Origin of the sequence: Paractinoplanes ovalisporus, assembly GCF_016834655.1 — a bacterium.
Lineage (GTDB): Bacteria > Actinomycetota > Actinomycetes > Mycobacteriales > Micromonosporaceae > Actinoplanes > Actinoplanes ovalisporus.
Genome location: NZ_JAENHP010000008.1, coordinates 126,186 through 145,940 on the forward strand (window position 1 = coordinate 126,186; position 19,755 = coordinate 145,940).

The following is a 19,755-nucleotide window of genomic DNA, read 5'->3' on the forward strand; positions in this document are numbered from 1 at the left end:
TCAGGCGCCGTCCTCGAGGTAGCTCGGGGTGCCGGCGGCCCGGGCCTTCTGGGCCGCGGTCATGCGGCGGGCCAGGCGTGGGGAGAGCAGCGGGGCCGCCTCGGCGTCGGTGCACCAGCGATGACTGCGCAGCTCGTCGGCGGGAAGGATGATGCCGGCGGCCTGGTCGGGCGTGAGGGTGCCGGCGTCGAAGACCAGCATCAGGCCGTCGGGGCGGCCGGGCTGGTCGGGAAAGGGCGGGGACCAGTCGATGACCAGCAGGTCGGTCACGGGGACGGCCAGGCCCAGTTCCTCCGTCAGTTCGCGCTGGACCCCGGTTCGCGGGGATTCACCGGATTCGACCACTCCGCCGGGGATCTCCCAGTGGTCCTTGTAGGTGGGCTCGACTATCAGGAAACGGCCGGAATCGTCGGTGAGCAGCGCGCCGGCGCCGATCAGTTTGGTCGGCAAGGAGGTCCAGAAGTCACCCACGGTCATGTCGCGACGGTAGCGGACAGCCCGAGGTGATCACGTACGCCGTTCAGGTGAACACTCCGGGTAATGTTGATGTGCGACACATAAGCCCCGCACAGAAAGCAGCCCGGAATTCCTCAGAGTGGGCCCCTAGCTTTCCGGGAATGACACCGCGTAACGCATTACCGGCCGAGCCGAGCAGCCAGGTATTCGTCGATTCGAGTGGCCGCCGGAAACGGCTCGTCGCGTTTCTCGGCTTTGTCGTCGCGCTCTTCGCCACGCTTTATCTGACCGTGGTCGGCGCCAGCGTCGTGCAGGCCGCGGACGCGGGGCTGAGCACCAGGGCGACCATTTCGGCGACACCGTCCGCGAGCGCGAGCGCGGACTGACCTCAGCCGGTGTAGGCCGCGAACTGTTTCGTGAACTGATATTCGGTCTGCGCGATGCCGCTGCACGTGGGGCTGACCGAGCCGTCGGTGCAACCGCCGTTGTCACGGTTCACCGACCAGAAGCGGACAAAACCCAGACCCTTGGTTCCCGCGTACGAGAGAAGGGTCGTGACGTTCGCGGCCGTGGTGACCGGGCCCGTGTCGTTGACACCGATCATCGGGGTGACGCCGAGCATCTTGTACACGGCGGCGTCGTCGAGATCGGACCAGACCGCCGCGACGTCGTCCCGGACCGCCTCGGTGGCCGTGGTCATCGCCGTGCCCCAGTCGCCCGACGCGTCGAAGTTCATGGTCATCGCGTTGACCGTGACGTCGAGCCCGGCCTGCTCGGCCGCCCGCAGCAACGCGACGCTGGCGTCGGTGAGGCCGAGTTCGGTGCCGCCGACGGGCACGGTCAGGGTGATCGTGGCGGCACGGTCCTTCTGCAGTTTGGTCAGCCCCTCGACGACCGTGGCCGGCGCGACCGTCTGCTCGATGTCGACGTCGAGGTGGTTGCTGCCGGCCGCGTCCAGCGCCCGGGCATATTGCGTGGCCAGCTCGTCGGCCGAGCAGACGCTCTCGAGGTAGGTGCCGCTCGCGCCGCCGGTGGAGACGACGGGTGTGCCGCCCACGGAATCGATCTTGGCGATCTCGGCCTGGACCGTGCGGTCGTCCAGCGCGGTCGTGCCGCCCCAGGTCGCGGTGCACGAGCCGGCGCTGTCGGCCAGCACGAAGGCCAGCGTGTAGCTCTTCTGGCCGGTGGCCGCGGCGACGGCGGCGATGTCGACCGTGCCGCTGACGATGTCGATGTAGGGCGCGACGACCGGCAACGGGGTCACGGGCGGTGTCGTCTCCGACGGGGTGTCGTCACTGCCGCCGGTGCACGCCCCGGTCAGCAGGACGAGAGCCACGGCGACGAGCCAGCGCATGACCCCACTGTGCCAGCCGCCAACCGGACGTACGGGAAAAATCGCTCAGTCCGCCGCTCACGATGCCGATAGGTACAGGTGACCGTCGAAGCTCCCGTGCGGCGGCGGCTTCCGGTGCCGCGGCCCCGGTGGATCGTGCTGGCCGTGGTGCTCGCCCTGTTCGCCGGCATCCTGCTGGTCAACGGTCTGGTCGAGGGCGAGTTCACGCAGGACGGCGCGGCCGAGTCGACCGCCGACACCGACCAGGTGCCGGCCGCCGCCCGCAACGGCGGCCCGGTGATCCAGACCGGCGGCTCCGAGACGTCGACCATGAGCGTGCCGGACAAAGAGATCGTGCTGACCTTCGACGACGGCCCGAGCCCGGAGTACACCCCCGAGATCCTCGACGTGCTCAGCAAGTACGACGTCCCGGCCGTCTTCTTCATGATCGGCTCGGAGATCAGCAAGTATCCGGGGATCGTGCGCGACGTCCGCGACGCCGGCCACGAGATCGGCATCCACACGTTCACCCATCCCGAGATGTCGACCAAGAGCGAGTGGCGGCGCGAGGTCGAGATGTCGGAGACCCAGTTCGCGCTGGCCGGGGCGACCGGGCGGGACAGCCTGATCTTCCGGCCGCCCTACTCCTCGACCGTCGACGCGCTCGACAACAGCAACTGGAAAGTCATCTCGGAGATGGGTGGGCACGGCTACCTGACCGTGGTCAACAACCTCGACAGCCGGGACTGGGAGGCGAAGACCACGACGGCCGACATCGTCGACGCGGTGCTGCCGGAGGACGACGCCGGGGCGATCGTGCTCTTCCACGACGGCGGCGGGGACCGGTCGAAGACGGCGACGGCGCTCGAGACGGTCATCCCGAAACTCCAGGACGAGGGCTACACGTTCACCACCATCGCCGGGCTGACCGGGATGGAGACCGTGAACCCGGCCGCGACCACGGACGAGCGCGTGTTCGGGTGGGGCATCGTGGGGGCGGTGCAGGTGGCCCGTACGGTGACCGACGCCTTCGCCGCCCTGCTGCTGGTTCTCGGCGTACTGATGATCGCGCGGCTGCTCCTGATGGTCTTGCTGGCCCGGCGGCACGCGCGCCGGCGGCCGGACTGGGGTGGGCCCTACACCGAGCCGGTGACCGTGATCGTGCCCGCGTACAACGAGAAGGAGATCATCGCCGAGACGCTGGCGTCGCTGGTCGCGAGCACCCATCCGATCCGGATCATCGTGGTCGACGACGGCTCGACCGACGGGACGGCCGACATCGCCGAGTCGCTCGGGCACCCGAACGTCACCGTGCTGCGCCAGGCCAACGGCGGAAAATCGGCGGCGCTCAACAACGGCGTCGCGCACGCCGGCACCGACGTCGTGGTGATGATGGACGGCGACACCGTGTTCGAGCCCGACACCGTACGGCTGCTGGTCCAGCCCTTCGCCGCGAAAGAGATCGGCGCCGTGGCCGGCAACGCGAAGGTCGCCAACCGCACCGGGATGATCCCGATCTGGCAGCACATCGAGTACGTGGTCGGGTTCAGCATCGACCGCCGGGCGTATGACGTCCTGCACTGCATGGCCACGGTGCCGGGCGCGATCGGCGCGTTCCGTCAGGAGGCGCTGCGGCAGGTCGACGGGCTCAGCGAGGACACCCTGGCCGAGGACACCGACCTGACGATCGCGATCATCCGGGCCGGGTGGCGGGTCGTCTATGAGGACCGGTCGCGGGCCTGGACCGAGGCGCCGGCCACGATGTCGCAGCTGTGGCGGCAGCGCTACCGCTGGAGCTACGGCACCATGCAGGCGATGTGGAAGCACCGCGGGGCGGTCCTCGAGCGTGGCCCGGGTGGCCGGTTCGGTCGCCGCGGCCTGCTCAACCTGGCCCTCTTCCAGACCCTGATGCCGCTGGTCTCGCCGCTGATCGACGTCTTTCTGATCTACGGCCTGATCTTCCTCGACCCGGTCGCCACGGTGGCCGCCTGGTTCGCGGTGCTGGCCGTGCAGATGATCAGCACGCTGTACGCCTTCCGGCTGGACGGCGAGTCGCTGAAACCGCTGTGGCGACTGCCGTTGCAGCAGTTCGTCTACCGCCAGCTGATGTATCTCGTGCTGATCCAGTCGATGCTGTCGGCGCTGGCCGGCCTCCGCCTCGGCTGGCAGAAGCTGAACCGTACCGGCGGATTGAAAGCCCTGATGGGCGTTCGTTAGGGCCTATCTGGTGGATCACGCGGGAGTGAGGCGAGGTTCAGGTGGTGGCTGGCGTCGGCCGGGAAGTGGCCGCATCCCGGTGTTGGATGTGGGCGCTTCGCGGACGCCGTCAGGCGCCGCCTGGGCCACGCCGCAGCCCCTCGTGATCCACCAGATAGGCCCTGGCTCTTCGCCAGGAGGACACGACCGCGTGACCCGATGCATCACCGGGCCGTTCACAGTGAGCGCATGATCCGATTCGCGGCCCTCGGTGACTCGGTCACCAGCGGGTACGGCGATCCGATGCCCGGCGGCGGCTGGCGCGGCTGGGCGGCTCTGCTCGCCGAGGCCCTTCCGGACACCGACTTCCACAACCTCGCCGTCAGCGGCGCCCGTATCGGCGACGTCGCCGAGCGTCAGCTGCCGGCCGCCCTCGACCTTCGGCCGCACCTGGCCTCGGTGCTGGTCGGCATGAACGACACCCTCCGCGGCGACTTCGACCCGGTCACGCTGGGCGGGCAGCTGTCCGATGTGGTGGCGGCGCTGACCGCGACCGGCGCAACCGTGCTGACCGGGCGCCTGCCCGACCCGGGCCGGATGTTCGGCCTGCCCGGCGTGATCGCGCGCCCGCTGGGCCGGCGGATGACCGAGCTCAACACGGCCCTCGACGAGATCGCCCGGCGCTACGCGACGATCCACGTCGACCTGGGCGGCGGGTCGGCCTACACGCGCACCCACTGGAGCGTGGACCGGCTGCACCCGAGCGAGGTCGGTCACCGCTTCCTGGCCCACCGGTTCGCCTCGGCGCTTCTGGAGGCGGGGCATCCCGTACGCCACCTGCCCGGTCTCGCTGCCACGAACCCGGTGCCGTCGCTGGGCGAACGGGCCTGGTGGATGGCGACCAAGGGCAACCAGTGGCTGCTGCGCCGCTCCACCGACCTGCTGCCGACGCTGGCGCAGCTGGCCTACCGCGAGTGGCTGAACGGTCTCCACCCGGCCGGGTCCACGCCCGCCGATCCCGTGCCGGGCCACCGGCCCCTCGCCTGAGCTGTCAATGCCGGACGGCGCCACGGGACGACGCTGCGGGATGCTTCAGCCGCGAACCCGGGCCAGGACGGCGTCGCGGGATGCGGTGACCTCGCGGCGCAGCTCGTCGAGGTCAACATCGATCAGGCGCCCGTACGCCTTGAGGGTGCGCCCGGCGACCAGCACGGTCACGATGTTGCGGGCATCCGCGCCCAGCACCAGCGTGCCCACCGCGTCGTTGAGGGGCATCGTGTTGACCGCCTCGGCCTCGACCACCAGCAGGTCGGCCTGCTTGCCGGGAGTCAATGAACCGGTGACCGCGTCCAGGCCGATCGCGCGGGCGCCGTCGATGGTGGCGAACCCCAGCACGTCCCGCGTGGTGATCCGCGGCCCCGCGGACGTGACGGCCCGCATCCGCTGCACGGCGAGCAGCACCCGCATCTGAGTGACCATGTCGGAAGCCAGGGCGACCTCGACATCGATGCTCAGCCCGGGACGCACTCCCGCCGCCAGGGCCTCGTCGACGGCCGGGATCCCGGTCTCGAGCCCGATCTGGGTGTCCGAGGTCGGTGCCAGCGAGATGGCCGTGCCGGTGTCGCCGATGGCCCGCCACGCGTCGCGGCTCAGCCCGGTGGCGTGGATCAGACAGAGGCCGGGACCCAGCAGGCCCTCCTTCTCCCACCCGAGGATCGCCTGCGACGACGGCTCGCCGAAGACGGCGTCGACGCTGACCTCGATGTCCAGATCGCGGGCCACGGCGGCCAGTTCGGGACCGTAGGCCAGGGCGGGACCGGCGACCTCGGCGGTGGCGAGCGCCGCCAGCCGGAGCGTGACCAGATCGGGCGGCGTGGAAGGGAAGCGGGCCAGGTCGGGCAGCGTGGATCGGAGGCGGGCCAGGTCGGGCAGCGTGGAACGGAGGCGGGCCAGGTCGGGCAGCGTGGAACGGAGGCGGGCCAGGTCGGCCGGCCATTGCCGGTCCCACGACCCGAAATGTGGGGCCATCGACGCGTGCACGCCGCGGATGCCGGTGCCGGCCAGACCGCGTACGGCGGCTTCGGAATGGGCCGCGCTGCGGGAGTTGTGCGAGAAGTCGAGCATCGTGGTGATGCCGGCGTCCAGCGCGGTGAGGGCGGCGAGCCGGGTGCCGACATACATGTCGTGCGGGGTGTAGGCGGGCGCGACGCCGGCCAGCGTCGACGACACGTACGCGCCGAGGTCACCGACGTCGGGGATGGTGCGCCGCATCTGCGCCTGCCAGGCGTGCCGGTGGGTGTCGACAAAACCGGGCGCGACGATGTGGCCCGTCGTGTCGACGATCGTGGCCCCCGCCGCGCCAGGGTGGCCGCTCAGATCGGCGCCGACCGCGGTGATCGTGGCGCCGTCGACCAGGACGTCGCCTCGCGGCAGGTCACCGAGGTGCGGGTCCATGGTGACGACGGCGCCGCCGGTGAAGAGTGTGCTCATGGACTCCAGCGTCGGGCGCTCAACCGGCTCCGACCAGGCCGGATTCCACCCTGGGAGTGCCGCTCCCAGCCCGGAACGGGACGGCCGTCAGCAGGCCGAAGCTGATCCAGACGTAGGTGTTGCTGCCGATCGCGGCCAGGAAACCGTCCGCTCCCGCCCACCAGAGCCACACCACGCTGCTGCTCAGCACCACGTAGACGGCGAAGAGCGCGGCCAGCCGGTGTCGCGCGCCCGCCCGCAGGGCGTCGTCGACCAGCAGGAACAGGGCCGGGAGCAGCCAGACCAGATGGTGCACCCAGGTGACCGGGCTGATCAGGCAGGCCACGATCCCGGTGATCGCAAAACCGGCGGCGTGGTCGGTCCCCCGTACGCGGTCATTTCCCCGTACGCGGAGGAACCACACCGCCACCACCAGAGCGACCGCCGCCAGCCACCACGCGGACGGCAGGTCGAGGCGGGCCATGACACCGCGCAGCGACTGGTTCGAGACGTATTCGAGGCGGCCGACCCGGTCGGTGTCCCAGAGGGCGCCCAGCCAGAACTGGGCCGAGGTCGCGGGCGCGACGACCACCGCGAGCAGGGTCGCGCCCGCCGCCGTCCCGGTCGCGACCGCCGCCGCCCGGAACTGCCTGGTCACGATCAGATAGCCGATGAACACCACCGGCGTCAGTTTGATCGCGGAGGCCACGCCGATGAACACGCCCGCCCACCGCGATCGGGCCTGGAGCAGGCGCAGGTCGGCGCAGACGAGCAGCAGCAACGCGAGGTTGACCTGGCCGAAGCTGAAACTGTCCCGGGCCGGCTCGAACACCAGCACCGCGAGGAACGCCAGCGACAGGGTCATCCACATCGGCCAGTCGTGGCGCCGGATCACCGGCACCAGGAACCAGCGCAGCAGCATCACGACGGCGGCGGCGTTGACGACGATGCTGCACGCCACGGCGACCGGCCAGTCGGTCAGGGCGAGCGGGCCGAACACGAGCGCGGCGAACGGCGGATAGGTGAAGCCGTACTCGGTGTCGTTGTAGAGGAAGTCGTAGAGTTCGCCGCCGTCGAGCAGCCAGTAACGCACCGCGCCGCGATAGACGCCGAGGTCGAAGAACTCCCGGAAGGTCGGCACCGTCACCAGGAACACGCCGACGGCGATCGCCGCGACAATCACGATCAAGGCTTGCGCGTACGGGCTGAGGCCGCGCTTCGTCGTGACAACGCTCATCGGGACACCGCCGCGACCTTGAGGACGGCGGGGGCGAGCACCAGCCGTACGGCGAAGAAGGCCGCGATGCCCAGCAGCGCGCCCGATGTCGCCAGCAGGAACCGCTCGGCGTCGGCGGCGAACCCGTCCGGCAGCACCACCAGCACCATCACCGCGCACGCGGCCGCCAGCAGGTGACGGACCCAGCGTTGCCCGGCCGCGGCCGCCAGCGGCACCAGGCCCCAGATCAGATACCAGGGGCGCAGCGCCGGGCCGAACACGACGACCGCGACCAGCACGATGCCGAGGCCGTAGAGCGGGCCGAGCCGGCCCAGCCCGGTCCCCACGAGACCGGCCACGATCAGCGTGGCCAGCACACCGATCCAGCGCCACAGATTCATCACGAAGAGGTCGCCGACGCCGTCGTCGCGCAGGATGTCCGCGGTCCAGCGGCCGAGCACGTTGGTCAGCGACAGGTTGCCGGCCGAGATCGGGGTGTCCAGGGCCGAGATCCAGCCGTACCCGGTTCCCGCGACGAACGTGAGCACCGCGGTCGCGGCGGCCGCCGTCGCACCGACCGCCGCCGAGGCCCGCAACCGGGGCCGCCGGCCGGTCAGTTGCGACGCCCAGATCACCGCGACCGCGACCAGCCCGAGCGCCGCCGGGGCCTTGACCAGGGCGGCCCCCACGACCAGCAGGGTGGCCGCGATCGGCCGGCGGCGGATCGCGGCGGCCAGCCCGGCGGCCAGCAGGCCCACCATCAGGGCGTCGTTGTGGGCCCCGCCGACGAAGTGGATCAGCACCAGCGGGTTCAGCACGGCCAGCCACAGCGCGGACGCCGGGTCGATCCCCGCCGGCCGGGCCAGGACCGGCATCACGTACGCGAGCAGCGCCAGCCCCGCCACGGCCAGCAGACGCATCAGGATCACACCGGTGAGCAGGTGGTCCCCGATCGGCGCGGTGACCAGGTTCGAGATCAACAGAAAGACCGGCCCGTACGGGCTCGGGGTGTGCTGCCAGATCGCGGGCACCTGCTCGGCGAAGAACCCGCCCAGCGCCGACGGCCCGGCCCGATAGACGTCGTAGCCGTCGCCGAGCATCACGCCCTGGGCGATGTAGCTGTAGACGTCCCGGCTGAACATCGGCGGCGCGACCAGCAGCGGAGCGGCCCAGAGGGCGAGGGTCGGCCAGACCGGCCCCGGGTCCCGGGATTTCATGATCCGCCCGTACCACCACCAGGCCAGTAGCAGCAGGGCGAGGCCGCTGTAGACGCCGACCAGCCCGATCCCCACGTGCTTGAGCCCCGCGAAGAACGGGATCCCCACCGGCAACGCACCCGCGCCGAGCCCGCCGACGGCGACGAGGCAGGACCCGGCAAATCCCGTGGCACGCGCCGGCACGGCGTGATCTCTGAACACGGCAGCACCATTTCAATGAAGGGTGTCGCCGCGGGGACGAGATGCCGTCCCCCACGTGACGGGCCGATGGCAGGGCAGCCTGTCCGCCTGTCCGGTCTCAGCCCGCGATCTTGCCGGCCGACCCGCGGGCGGCCTCGACCGTGTAGCGCCGCCCCGCCTCTTCCAGCTTGTCGGCCGCCGCCGTCACCAGGTCGATTCCGAGCACGTCGGCCAGCCGCACGAGATAGATGGTGACGTCCCCGATCTCGGCCCGCACCCGGGGCCCGATCTCCGGATCGCTCATGACGGCGCTCGCCTGCTCGGGCGTGAGCCACTGCAGCTCGGCCAGCAACTCCCCCACTTCCCCGGCCAGGGCCATGGCCAGGTTCTTGGGCGTATGAAACCGCTCCCACTCCCGGGCGCGCGCGAACTCCCGCACGGCCTCGGTCAGCTCACCAAGAGAAGACACCGGGTAGTCCTATCAGAACGTGTCCCGACAACGGAGCGTCGCCGGCCGCCACCCCCGGACCAACGACGTGGCTGCACTACTCACCGTGTTCCAGCGGATCCCGTGAGTGGCTCCGGGCCGACTCCTGGCTCTCCGTTTCCGTGACACTACTTTGGGACGTTTGACGAGCTGATGGTGCTGATCGTCGATCTTCGCCAAGTTACCGGCCAGTGCCGGCGTCAACATCTGCCCCTCCCCACGGACAGTAGTTATCTGGGGTGGAACTGACCGAGGGGGAAACGTGCACGGGATGCTGACGGAGGTGCTCTCCGACTACGGAGCGGTCACCCTGGCTCTCGGACTGGCCGGAGCGGCGACGGGACTCGCCCGGACCTGCATCGCGCATCGGACACGGCGGCTGGAGCAGCGGGAGATGTCGGCCCGCACGGCCGCCCGGATGACCGGGTGGGCGGGACTGGCCGGAACTCACCACGAGGTCGTGCGGATCTCGGAGCGGGACCGGGACGGGCAGCGCGAGGTGGAGCTGAACCGCCGGAAGCAGCCGGTCGTCACCGGGAACGAGGAGACGGCATGAGCGTGGTGAGCGGCTCGTCCGCGCTGACGCCGGGACCCGACGACGAAGCGCGGCGGAAGGCCGATGAGGAACGCCTCCGGGCCCTGCACCTCGCGGAATACCACCGCTTCTTCGAGGTGAGCCATCACATCGCGGAACGTGTTCTCCGGGCCCGCTGGGCCCACCGGGAGACCGTCCAGGATGCTCTTCAGGACGCCTACCTGCAGGCCCTTGTGCGGTGGGAAAAGGTTCGGGTCCACGAGAACCCGATCGCCTGGGTGATCACCACCGCGCGTTACCGGATCTTCCACGCGTACAAGAAGACTCAGCGGGAAGCCGCCACGGCACCCGACGAGCTGCCAGCCGTGTCGGAGGCCGACGTGGCTGACGTCTGGAGAGTCCAGGACAGCCTCCGCACCTGGCTCCAGCAGATCCGGCCGACCCACGCCGAGGTCTTCCAGATGTCCCACGAGGGTTTCACCGACCGGGAGATCGCCATGACGCTGGGCATCGCCGAGCGCAGTGTCCAGTGCTACCGGGCCGCAGCCCGCAAGAGACTGCGTGAGCTGGCCGAACGGGACGGGTTCACCACTTCGGACCGGGACGACCGTGAGGGGGACGACCGTGGACCTCGATGACATCCTGGCGCTGGCCGGGTCGCACGAGCCCAGCCCGTTGGAGCTCGCCCGCGCCCGGCGGCTGGCGCGGACCGTTCAGCGCGAGTACGACGCCGCGCTGGCCGAGGGGCGCGCGATCATCGTCGACACCGACGTGGTCGACCCGTTGACCGCGGACGTCGACGAAGGGTCGCGCATCGCCCGCGCCGCCCAGCTGGCCAAGCTCGGCACTCTCACCCTGATCGCCGGGCCGGGAGAGGCCCGGGAGTTCGTCGAGCTGATCTGGTCGGACGAGATGGCGATGCTCTTCGGGTACGCGCCGGGGGTGCTCAGCCCGACCCCGGTGGCCCTGCTCGAACGCATCCACCCGTCGGATCTGGAGTCGTTCCGGGCGACCGTCGAAACGGCCTGGGAACGGCTGCACCCCGACGAGATCACCTTCCGGGTGGTCCAGGCCGGCGGGAGCATCTGTTATCTGCAGTGCCGCATCGAGGTCTTCGACCGGGCCGGCGCACCGGCCGGCGTCATCCTCACCGGGGAGGACGTGACCGACCTCGAACTCGCCCGGCAGGAGCGCCGGCGGCTCGCCACCCGCAGCGACATGCTCTGCGACGACCTGGCGGCCCAGGACCCCGTCACCGGGCTGCCGACCCGTGACTGGTTCATCGACGAGGTCGACCGGGGCCGCCGCACCCGCGGTGGCGCCGTGATCGTGGTGGCGGCCGAGCCGGCCACACGCCTGACGTCGGACGAGGATCGCGATCAGCTGGCGGCCTCGGTTGCCCGTCGGCTGCGCACGATCGTCGGGACGGAGGTGACCCGTGGCCCCGCCGGCCCCGGCCTGTGGGCCGTGCTCCTCGACGGAGCGGAAACACCCGGCGCGGTGGCCGATCAGATCGCCGGCACGCTCCGCCGGCACCTGTTCACGGTCGGACGCGAGACGCTGCGCCTCAACACCTGGGCCGGGGTCGTGCTCTTCGACGGTGGGGTGCCGGACACCGGGTTCGACCTGCTCGTCGACGGTGAGCAGGCGGCCCGCGAGGCCCGTCGCCGGGGCGTCGCCGTCCACGTGTTCGACGAGCCGGTCGGCAGCCGGGAACGGATGGACCGCTGCCGGGCCCGGGTGCGGCAGGCGGTGGCGTCGGACCGGTTCGCCCTCTACGCGCAACCCATCGTCGATCTCACGCTCAACCGGGTCACCCGGCACGAGATCCTGCTGCGCGTTCGCGGCGAGACGGGCGAGCACACCGCACCCTGGGTCTTCCTCGACATGGCCGAGCGGGTCGGCGAGGTCCTGGCGGTCGACAAGTGGGTGATCGACCACGCCCTCGAACTGATCGGGCAGAGCGCACAGACCTCGCACTACCAGATCAACGTGTCCGGCCAGTCCCTCGCCGACCCCGACCTGCTGGGCTTCGTGTCCCACGCGATCCAGCGGCACGGGGTGCGGCCCGAGTGCCTGACGTTCGAGATCACCGAGACCGCTCTGCTGGAGAACCGCAACGCGGCCCTGGCGTTCGCCACCGGGATCCGGCAGATCGGCTGTCAGCTCGCGTTCGACGACTTCGGGACCGGCAACGCGGCCCTGGCCCACCTCAAGCACTTCCCGGTCGACCTGGTCAAAATCGACGGGACGTTCGTCGTCGGGCTCCGGAAGTCGCCGGCCGACCGGGCGATGGTGTCGATGCTGGTCGACCTCTGCCACCAGCTCGGTGTTCGGGTGGCGGCCGAGTTCGTGCAGGACCGGCCGACCGTGGACCTCCTGATGACCTTCGGCGTCGACTTCGCCCAGGGTTACGAGTGCGGACGGCCGATGCCGCTCACGGCGAGCCTGCACCACAAGGGGCAGTCGATCGAGCTGGAGCTGCGGCGGGCCGGGGTCAGCTGATCTTGAGGGTGGCGTTCAGGTTGTTGCGGCCCGTGCCGGCGTCCCAGACCGACGGGTTGGCCAGGCGGATCGCGTACGCCGGGGTGGTGGCCAGGCGCGGGGACGGGTCGGGCAGGCCGACGGACAAGCGGTAGGTGCCGGCCGCCGGCGTGGTGAACGTGGCCTTCAGCGTGACCGTCCGGCCGGGGGTCAGGGTGCGCAGGTCGGCGGGCAGGCGGACGGTCTGGGTGCGGGTGCCCGCGGTCAGGGTCAGCGCGACCGGGCGGTTGTCGGCCGGAGCCGCGTAGCCGTCGTTGGTCAGGGTCAGCTGGGCCGTCAGCTTGGCACCCCGGCGGGCGGTGGTGGGCAGTGTCGCGCGGACCAGGCGCAAGCGGTAGCCCAGGCGGCGGGCGGCCTCGGCCCGGCCCGTGGCGCCCCACGAGGTCAGGACGTCGGCGTTGAAGGACGGGTTCAGGTATGTCCAGTGGTAGCGGGCCATCTCGGCGCGGGCGTTGGGCCAGGTCGAGCGGCTGGAGACGTCGCAGGTCTCGCCGCCGACCAGGGTGGTTGTCGAGGCGGCCAGCCACTTGGCGTCGTCGGGGGCGGTGAACGTGCCGTAGTCGTCGTCGCCGGCCAGGAAGCAGTCGTTGTGCAGGCCGATGCGGGCCACCGCGGGGAAGGTCGAGCGCTTGTACGACGGGGTCCGCACCTGGATCTGGGTGGTGGGCGCGGTCGCGGCGAGCAGCGCGGCCAGCACGGCCTTGCGGTCGGCCTGGTTCTGGGCGGTCAGCACGCCCGGCGAGGACGAGAAGTGGTCGCTGTAGTACCACTCGCCCCACTGGCCGATGAAACCCGCCTGGAGCGCGGCGATCACATCCGCGTTCACCTTCCACACCGGGCCCAGCTGGGCGATGTGCTTCAGGACGCGGGCCACGGGGGCGTCGGCCGATGACGAGCCGGTGTACGAGAAGCGGAGCACGATCTTGACACCGGCGGCCCGGACGGCGGCCAGGTCGGCGCTGACCTGCGCGAGGTCGGTGATCTGGTCGGCGCCCACGTACTTGTCGAGGTAGTAGTGCCGGTAGACCAGGCTCTGGGCCGACGTGGTGCGGGCCCGGGCGAGGTCGGCCACCACCAGCGGCTCGAACGAAGACCCCAGATGCGTTTCCGTGTACGTGAAGAAGCCGCGCCCGGGGTTCGCGAACACGTCGGCCGAGGCGGCGTAGGAATAGGTGCGGGTGACCGGGGCCGGCGTCGCGGCCTGGGCCGTGCCGGGCAGCAGCACGGCGACGGCCAGGGCCGCGACGGGGAGGAAACGCATGAACCGGTTATCGGCCGGCCCGGGGAAGACCTAAGACTTGACCACCGTCCGCAGCGGTGGCAGCCCGTTGAAGCCCACCGCCGAATAGGTCGCCGTGTACGCACCCGTGCCCAGAATGCGGATCACCTCGCCGGCCGCCAGGTCCAGCGGGAGATCGTAGGGCGCGTGCTGATAGAGGATGTCGACGCTGTCGCAGGTCGGACCGGCCAGGATCACCGGGCCGGCCGGGCCGCCGCGGGTCGTCGCCAGCTCGTACTGGATGGCTTCGTCCTCGGTCTCGGCCAGCCCGCCGAAGCGTCCCACGTCGAGGTAGACCCAACGCGGCTCCTCGTCGTAGGACTTGCGGGCGACCAGCACGACCTGGGTGTGCAGCACCCCGGCAGGCGCCGCGATGTAACGCCCCGGCTCGATCATGAGCGACGGCGTGCGGCGGCCGAAATGCCGTCCGATCGCCGCGTAGATCGCCGATGCGAACGCGGAGATCGGCGCCACCTCGGAGCGGTACGGAACCGGGAAGCCGCCGCCCGCGTTCAGGATCCGCAGCGGGATGCCCGACTGGTCGAGCACCTTGAAGATCCAGGCGGCGGTCGCGACCGAGGGTTCCCACCGGTCGGGGTGCAGCTGCTGCGACCCGACGTGGAAGGCGATGCCGGCCGGGTCGAGCCCGCGCAACGCGGCCACCTTCATCAGCTCGACGGCCATCTCGGGCACGCACCCGAACTTGCGGGAGAGCGGCCACCGGGCGCCGTCACTCGACGCCAGCACCCGGCACAGCACCGAGGAGCCGGGCGCATGCTGGACGATCTTGTCGAGCTCCCCCTCACTGTCGAAGGCGAACATGCGGACCCCACGGGCGTACGCGTACGCGATGTCCTCGCTCTTCTTGATCGGATGCCCGTAACTGAGGTCGTCGGGGGAGGCTCCGGCCGCGAGGCAGAGGTCGATCTCGGCCCGACTGGCCACATCGAACCGGCATCCGGCCTCGACCAGCGCTTTCAGGAGGGGCAGTTCGGGGTTGGCTTTCACGGCGTAGTGGATGCCGGCGCCGGCAAACGCGCTCGCGATCCGGTCGTACTGGGTGCGGGCCACCCCGATGTCGATGACCAGGCAGGGTGTCTGGTCGAGGGCGGCCGACAAGAGCTGTGCGGCATCTGCGGTCACTGTCATGGCTTCGGTGTCCTCATCGGTGACGGGGCAACGACCTCGGCGGGTAGGCGACGATTGCCACTCAGAGTACTTCCGTCAATGCGTTGCGTCGTTGCCGGAGAGTGACAAGATTGCGCCGTGCATGATCGGACCGACCTGCCCTCCACCCCGGAGCAGCACGTCTACCGCCTGCTGGTGCGGATGGCCGGAGCGACGCCGGACGACCTCGCCAAGCAGGCCGGGGTCTCGCCGGCGGAGGCCGAGGCCCGGCTCGAGGCCCTGCACCGCAAGGGCCTGGCCACCGCCGGACCCGTCTTCCACGCCCTGCCGGCCGATGTCGCGCTCGGCGACACGCTGCTGCGCGAGCAGAGGGCCCTCGAGTCGGCCCGCCAGATGGTGGCCTCGCTCAGCGACGAATACCGCACCAACACCCGCCGCCGGAACCCCGACCACCTCGTCGAGATCGTGGTCGGCGCGGCCGCCCTGCGCGAGCGGCTGCGCGAGATGCAGGATTCGGCCCGCGACGAGATCCTCTGGTTCTGCCGGGCCAACCCGATAGCGATGCAGGGCCCCGAGAACACCGAGGAGACCTCGGCCCTGGAACGCGGCGTCCGCTACCGCGCGATCTATGAGCGGGAACTGCTCGAGAAGCCGGGCGAGCTGGACAGCATCGTCGAGGCGATGAAGCTGGGCGAGCTCTCCCGTACGCTGCCGGCCCTTCCCGTACGGCTGGCGATCGCCGACCGCAGTCTCGCCATCTGCCCGCTCGTGCCCGACGCGGCGCGTGGCGTCGGGGAGCCCACCGCGGCGCTGATCCGCCCCAGTGAGCTCCTCGACGCCCTGGTCGCCCTCTTCGAGAGCTACTGGGTGCGCGCCACCCCGCTGCTGCCCGACGGCAGCGAGGAGGAGCCCGACAAGCTGCTGTTGTCGCTGTTCGTGGCCGGGCTGCCCGACAAGTCCATCGCCACCCAGCTCGGGGTGAGCCGCCGCACCGTCCAGCGCCGCCTCGACCGGCTGATGGAGGCGGCCGGTGTGGACACCCGGGCCGGCCTGGCCTTCCAGGCCGCACGGCGGGGCTGGCTGTAATCAGGTCGGCGCGGCTGGGTGCGAGCGGGCCAGCGGTCCTCGACGAGCGGCCTCATGATCGCCCGTACGCCCGGATCACGGTCTGCTCGACCGAATTGCCGGACTTGTCGGAAGCGGTGACCCGCAGCGACACCGGCTTAATACCCACGGGTACCACGATGGCCGACGGCTTCCAGGTCTTCCCGTCGTCGGTCGAGACCGAGACGGAGACCCGCTGTGCTCCCGGCACCCGCACGGTCAGCAGGCTCGACAGCACGACCGAGTACGAGATCTGGAGCAGCGGAAGCGTCCCGTCCGACCCGGACTTGAAGGTCCACGCCGTCGAGGTCGACGTCCCATAGATCCAGTCGTCGCTCTGCCGAGCGGTCGTCATCGCCAGCCGGTAGGTCGCGGCGCCGGCCGGCACCGGCACGTCCCGCCACCCGTCGGGCAGCTCGGCGACGACGGCCCCGTTGCGGGTGAGCGTGGCCGGGGCGTCGCTGATCAGGTAGTGCTCGTCCGTGCTGTCCACGAAGGACGCGACCCGCAGCTTGAGCGTGTTGCCGGCGCGGGTGCTGGTGTGACCGGTCGGGGTGGCCGGCCGCACGACCGGCGCGTACCAGGTCTCGGACGAGCTCCCGGCCCGGGCGTAGGTGACCGGGTCCTCGGTGATGCCGCCCTGCAGCTGGCCGCCCAGGTTGCTCCACGGGAAGGCGTGGTGCACCTGGTGCTGCCACACGGTGTCACCGGTCGACACCCACTCCTCGCGCACGGACGGCGTCCGCACGTTGCGCTGCGTGTCGTTCCACGAGTACTCCTGGTAGGGCCGCCAGCCGAACCGCTGTTCCCGGATCCAGTCGAAGCCGCCGTTGTCCGGATAGCGGGTGGTGATCCGGTACGAGTTGGCCGCCGTCACCTTGTGCACGATCTGACTGGGCACCCTGTCCCTGGTGACCTGGAAGACGTCGTACAGGTAAGGGCTGTTCGGGGTGAGCGTCAGGGCGATGCTCGCACCCGGCTTGGCCGCCCGGGCCAGGATCCGTAGGCCGTCGTCGTTCGGCACGAGCGCGCTCGGGATCGGCATCCGCACCTCGCCGCTCGGGTCCCACGGCTGCCAGGCGCTGCGATCGGCCGGCAGCACGACCAGCACCACCGCCGCTCCGGCCGCCGCGGCCTGCTCCGACGCCTCGTCCGGGTTGTCGGCCTCGATCACCACCGCCTTGCCGCGCACGTTCCCGCCGAGGCCCTTGACCAGATCAAAACGGCGAGTTCCCTCGTACGCCGGTGAGTAGACGCACAGGTTGATGTCGAGCTCGCCGGTGAGGCCCGGAATGCTCGCCTGAACCATCGGAGCGACCAGTTGCCACCGCGACGAGAACTCGTAGCTGCCCTTGCGGAGCTTGGCGGTCGGGGTCACGTTGATCTTCTGGACGGCACTGAAGTTCATGAAGCCGTTGATGATGCCGCGTCCGGTGCCGGTGACCCGGCGTACGTAATAGCTCTCCACCGTCTGCTGCTCGGCCGGCTTGGGTGTCTCGATCCGGATCGGCTTGGCCGTACGGGCGTCGAGCAGCACCGTCAGGTCCCGGTCGACCTTCAGCTCGGGGATGGTGACCAGGGTGTCCTGTTCGTCGAGGGGCCCACCGTCGGGGATCGAGGCGTCGACCAGGTAGTCGCCCTCGGCCAGCTGGAAGGTCTTCTCCTCGCCCCGGCCGAGGAAGTTGAGCACGTCGAACCGCTGGTCGTCGCCGAACGCCTGGAGCACCGGCACCCCGGCCGGCTGCCCGGCCCGGTCGACCGCCTTGAACGTCACCAGGTGGCGTTGCTTGTCGAGCGTTCCGCCGAGCGCGGTGGTGACGAGCACGCCACCGGGCGCGGTCGCCGTGAGCCAGCCGCTGAGCTGCCCGGGCGACACCATGTCCCACCGCAGGGTCACGTCGGCGTGGCCCCCGGCGGGCACGATGACCGTCGGTGCCGAGGCAGTGATTGCGGACAGCGACGACTTCAGCGTCAGCGTGACCGGGACGCTGCCGGCGTTGGTGTAGGTCACCGTGCGCGTCGCCGCCGGGTCGCCGAGCGCGTGCAGCCCGAAGTCGGCCACGCCGGTGCCCGCGACAGTCTGGGTCACCGCACGCGCCAGGTCGACCCGGCCCGCGCCCTGGGCATAGACCGGGGTATCGGGAGTGGTGACGGCCGTGCTGACCAGTTCGTCCTTGATCCGCGCGCCGGTCCAGTCCGGGTGCTGCTGCGCGATGATCGCGGCGGCGCCGGCCACGTGCGGGGTGGCCATCGAGGTGCCGTTGGCCGCGGTGTAGAGCTCGTCGACCGGCTCCCCCATCGACGTGCCGGCGGCCCGGGCGGCCACGATGCCGACGCCGGGCGCGGTGATCTCCGGCTTGAGGCCCTCGTCGCCGAAGCGCGGGCCCCGGCTGGAGAAGTCGGCCATCCGGTTCTCCCGGTCGACCGCGCCGACGGTCAGGGCCGAGGGGGCGGCGCCCGGCGTGCCGACCGAGTAGCTCTCGCCCTCATTGCCGGCCGCCACCACGAACAGCGCGCCGGTCGAGGCGCTGAGCTCGTTGACGGCGGCGCTCATCGGGTCGGTGCCGTCGGTCGCGCTGCCACCCAGGCTCATGTTGACGACCTTGGCCCCGGCGCCGGCGGCCCATTCCATGCCGGCGATGATCCCGCTCTCGTAGCCGGTGCCGCTGTCGTCGAGAACCTTGCCGATCAGCAGTTTCGCGCCCGGGGCGACACCCTTGCGGGCGCCGCCGGATCCCGCGCCCGAGCCGGCGACCGTGGCCGCCACGTGGGTGCCGTGTCCGAAGTGGTCGGTGGTGTCGGGGCTGCCGCTGAAGTCGCGGGCCTCGGCGATGCGACCGGCCAGGTCGGGGTGGGTCGCGTCGGCGCCGGTGTCGAGCACGGCCACCGTGACGCCCGTGCCGTCCAGCCCGGCCTTCCACGCCTCGGGCGCGCCGATCTGGGCGGTGCTGCGGTCGAGCGCCGGCTTGACCTTGCCGTCGAGCCAGATGCGGTCGGTGGTCGCGGTCCGTGCTCCGCTTGCGCTCGAGGCCCGCGTACGCCAGAAGTCCGCGAGCGAGTCCTTGTCGGCGCGCACGGCCACGGCGCCGAGGCTGGGCAGCGCGGTGCCGGCGGGGGCGCCCAGGGTGCGGGCCGTCTCCGTGGCCTGCGCCGACTTCACGATCAGCGGCAGGGTGTCGCGGGCGGCGTCGCCGTAGCCCTGCGCGATCAGGTGCTGGACGTCGAACAGTTCGGCGTCGACGCGCCCGGCGGCGAGCAGCGGCACGGCGTCGGCGGGCACGACCCGTACGCCCTCGGTGGTCTCGACGGTCGAGAACGACATGCGTTCCCGCCCGGGCCCCGGCCGCACCGACGCCGCCACCCGGCCGTCGCCCGACGGATCGAGCTGGACGACGTCACCGGTGATCAGCGTGATCGACTGCGTGGTGGTCTTCGGTGCGGCCGGGACGGCAGCGCCGGCCGGACCTGGCGGGGTCACGGCGACGCTGCCGGCTCCGATCAGGAGGCCGGCCAGCGCACCGGTCAGGCTTTTACGTGGCGTCAAGGCCGACTCCTTCACGTTCGCGGGTGAACGCATTCTGAAGTCGGTCGATGGACGGCCGGGAGATGTT

The 19,755-nt window shown here is 71.0% G+C and carries 16 protein-coding genes; 7 read left to right on the top strand and 9 right to left on the bottom strand.

The window, feature by feature from the left end; translation table 11 throughout:
• Positions 1-477, bottom strand: a complete 477-nt coding sequence (locus JIG36_RS24845) for an NUDIX domain-containing protein (RefSeq protein WP_236048202.1) — start codon at positions 475-477, stop codon at positions 1-3.
• A gap of 140 nt (positions 478-617) precedes the next feature.
• Between JIG36_RS24845 and JIG36_RS24850 the strand changes: the two genes are divergently transcribed.
• Positions 618-842, top strand: a complete 225-nt coding sequence (locus JIG36_RS24850; protein ID WP_203378804.1) for a hypothetical protein — start codon at positions 618-620, stop codon at positions 840-842.
• A 2-nt stretch (positions 843-844) separates the two neighbouring features.
• On the opposite strand, the gene JIG36_RS24855 is transcribed toward JIG36_RS24850, so the two are convergent.
• On the bottom strand, positions 845-1,810 hold the full coding sequence (locus JIG36_RS24855) for a glycosyl hydrolase (RefSeq protein ID WP_203378805.1): 966 nt from the start codon (positions 1,808-1,810) through the stop codon (positions 845-847).
• A 78-nt stretch (positions 1,811-1,888) separates the two neighbouring features.
• Between JIG36_RS24855 and JIG36_RS24860 the strand changes: the two genes are divergently transcribed.
• Both JIG36_RS24860 and JIG36_RS24865 read left to right on the top strand, forming a co-directional pair.
• Entirely contained in the window at positions 1,889-4,006 is a 2,118-nt protein-coding gene (locus JIG36_RS24860) for a bifunctional polysaccharide deacetylase/glycosyltransferase family 2 protein (protein ID WP_203378806.1), read from the top strand.
• A gap of 228 nt (positions 4,007-4,234) precedes the next feature.
• Complete coding sequence (locus JIG36_RS24865) at positions 4,235-5,032, top strand: SGNH/GDSL hydrolase family protein (RefSeq protein WP_203378807.1); 798 nt, start codon at positions 4,235-4,237, stop codon at positions 5,030-5,032.
• Between the two features lie 45 nt (positions 5,033-5,077).
• On the opposite strand, the gene JIG36_RS24870 is transcribed toward JIG36_RS24865, so the two are convergent.
• The 4 genes from JIG36_RS24870 to JIG36_RS24885 all read right to left on the bottom strand — a co-directional run bounded on the left by JIG36_RS24870 (position 5,078) and on the right by JIG36_RS24885 (position 9,536).
• The gene (locus JIG36_RS24870; RefSeq protein ID WP_203378808.1) at positions 5,078-6,475 is read right to left on the bottom strand and encodes an amidohydrolase family protein; all 1,398 of its coding nucleotides are present in this window, start codon (positions 6,473-6,475) and stop codon (positions 5,078-5,080) included.
• Between the two features lie 19 nt (positions 6,476-6,494).
• A complete protein-coding gene (locus JIG36_RS24875) occupies positions 6,495-7,691 on the bottom strand; it encodes a glycosyltransferase 87 family protein (protein ID WP_203378809.1) in 1,197 nt (398 codons plus the stop codon).
• Positions 7,688-9,088: a polyprenol phosphomannose-dependent alpha 1,6 mannosyltransferase MptB gene (mptB, locus tag JIG36_RS24880; protein ID WP_203378810.1), complete on the bottom strand. Its 1,401-nt coding sequence runs from the start codon at positions 9,086-9,088 to the stop codon at positions 7,688-7,690. The genes JIG36_RS24875 and mptB overlap by 4 nt, the downstream gene beginning before the upstream one ends.
• 97 nt (positions 9,089-9,185) lie before the next feature.
• Positions 9,186-9,536, bottom strand: coding sequence for a nucleotide pyrophosphohydrolase (locus JIG36_RS24885; protein ID WP_307872903.1), 351 nt, complete (start codon positions 9,534-9,536; stop codon positions 9,186-9,188).
• 289 nt (positions 9,537-9,825) lie between these two features.
• On the opposite strand from JIG36_RS24885, the gene JIG36_RS24890 reads away from it, so the two are divergent.
• The 3 genes from JIG36_RS24890 to JIG36_RS24900 are packed head-to-tail and all read left to right on the top strand — an operon-like array spanning position 9,826 to position 12,594.
• Positions 9,826-10,110 carry a hypothetical protein gene (locus JIG36_RS24890; RefSeq protein WP_203378811.1) on the top strand — a complete coding sequence of 95 codons (285 nt, stop codon included), beginning with the start codon at positions 9,826-9,828 and terminating at the stop codon, positions 10,108-10,110.
• Positions 10,107-10,727, top strand: a complete 621-nt coding sequence (locus JIG36_RS24895) for an RNA polymerase sigma factor (RefSeq protein ID WP_203378812.1) — start codon at positions 10,107-10,109, stop codon at positions 10,725-10,727. Before JIG36_RS24890 ends, JIG36_RS24895 begins: the two co-directional genes overlap by 4 nt.
• Entirely contained in the window at positions 10,714-12,594 is a 1,881-nt protein-coding gene (locus JIG36_RS24900; protein WP_203378813.1) for an EAL domain-containing protein, read from the top strand. The genes JIG36_RS24895 and JIG36_RS24900 overlap by 14 nt, the downstream gene beginning before the upstream one ends.
• Here the strand turns inward: JIG36_RS24900 and JIG36_RS24905 are convergent.
• Both JIG36_RS24905 and JIG36_RS24910 read right to left on the bottom strand, forming a co-directional pair.
• Positions 12,587-13,894 carry a DUF4832 domain-containing protein gene (locus JIG36_RS24905; RefSeq protein WP_203378814.1) on the bottom strand — a complete coding sequence of 436 codons (1,308 nt, stop codon included), beginning with the start codon at positions 13,892-13,894 and terminating at the stop codon, positions 12,587-12,589. The genes JIG36_RS24900 and JIG36_RS24905 overlap by 8 nt on opposite strands.
• A 30-nt stretch (positions 13,895-13,924) precedes the next feature.
• The gene (locus JIG36_RS24910; RefSeq protein ID WP_203378815.1) at positions 13,925-15,061 is read right to left on the bottom strand and encodes a type III PLP-dependent enzyme; all 1,137 of its coding nucleotides are present in this window, start codon (positions 15,059-15,061) and stop codon (positions 13,925-13,927) included.
• 117 nt (positions 15,062-15,178) lie between these two features.
• Here JIG36_RS24910 and JIG36_RS24915 point away from each other — a divergent pair, with 117 nt between their 5' ends.
• Positions 15,179-16,126, top strand: a complete 948-nt coding sequence (locus JIG36_RS24915) for a helix-turn-helix domain-containing protein (protein ID WP_307872904.1) — start codon at positions 15,179-15,181, stop codon at positions 16,124-16,126.
• A 52-nt stretch (positions 16,127-16,178) separates the two neighbouring features.
• On the opposite strand, the gene JIG36_RS24920 is transcribed toward JIG36_RS24915, so the two are convergent.
• Positions 16,179-19,688, bottom strand: a complete 3,510-nt coding sequence (locus JIG36_RS24920) for a S8 family serine peptidase (RefSeq protein ID WP_236048203.1) — start codon at positions 19,686-19,688, stop codon at positions 16,179-16,181.
• Positions 19,689-19,755 lie beyond the last annotated feature (67 nt).

Coding starts and splice junctions, on each gene's coding strand:
- JIG36_RS24870 (WP_203378808.1), bottom strand. CDS start 6,475: ATGAGCACACTCTTCACCGGCGGCGCCGTCGTCACCATGGACCCGCAC.
- JIG36_RS24850 (WP_203378804.1), top strand. CDS start 618: ATGACACCGCGTAACGCATTACCGGCCGAGCCGAGCAGCCAGGTATTC.
- JIG36_RS24890 (WP_203378811.1), top strand. CDS start 9,826: ATGCTGACGGAGGTGCTCTCCGACTACGGAGCGGTCACCCTGGCTCTC.
- JIG36_RS24865 (WP_203378807.1), top strand. CDS start 4,235: ATGATCCGATTCGCGGCCCTCGGTGACTCGGTCACCAGCGGGTACGGC.
- JIG36_RS24905 (WP_203378814.1), bottom strand. CDS start 13,894: ATGCGTTTCCTCCCCGTCGCGGCCCTGGCCGTCGCCGTGCTGCTGCCC.
- JIG36_RS24895 (WP_203378812.1), top strand. CDS start 10,107: ATGAGCGTGGTGAGCGGCTCGTCCGCGCTGACGCCGGGACCCGACGAC.
- JIG36_RS24855 (WP_203378805.1), bottom strand. CDS start 1,810: ATGCGCTGGCTCGTCGCCGTGGCTCTCGTCCTGCTGACCGGGGCGTGC.
- JIG36_RS24845 (WP_236048202.1), bottom strand. CDS start 477: ATGACCGTGGGTGACTTCTGGACCTCCTTGCCGACCAAACTGATCGGC.
- JIG36_RS24910 (WP_203378815.1), bottom strand. CDS start 15,061: ATGACAGTGACCGCAGATGCCGCACAGCTCTTGTCGGCCGCCCTCGAC.
- JIG36_RS24875 (WP_203378809.1), bottom strand. CDS start 7,691: ATGAGCGTTGTCACGACGAAGCGCGGCCTCAGCCCGTACGCGCAAGCC.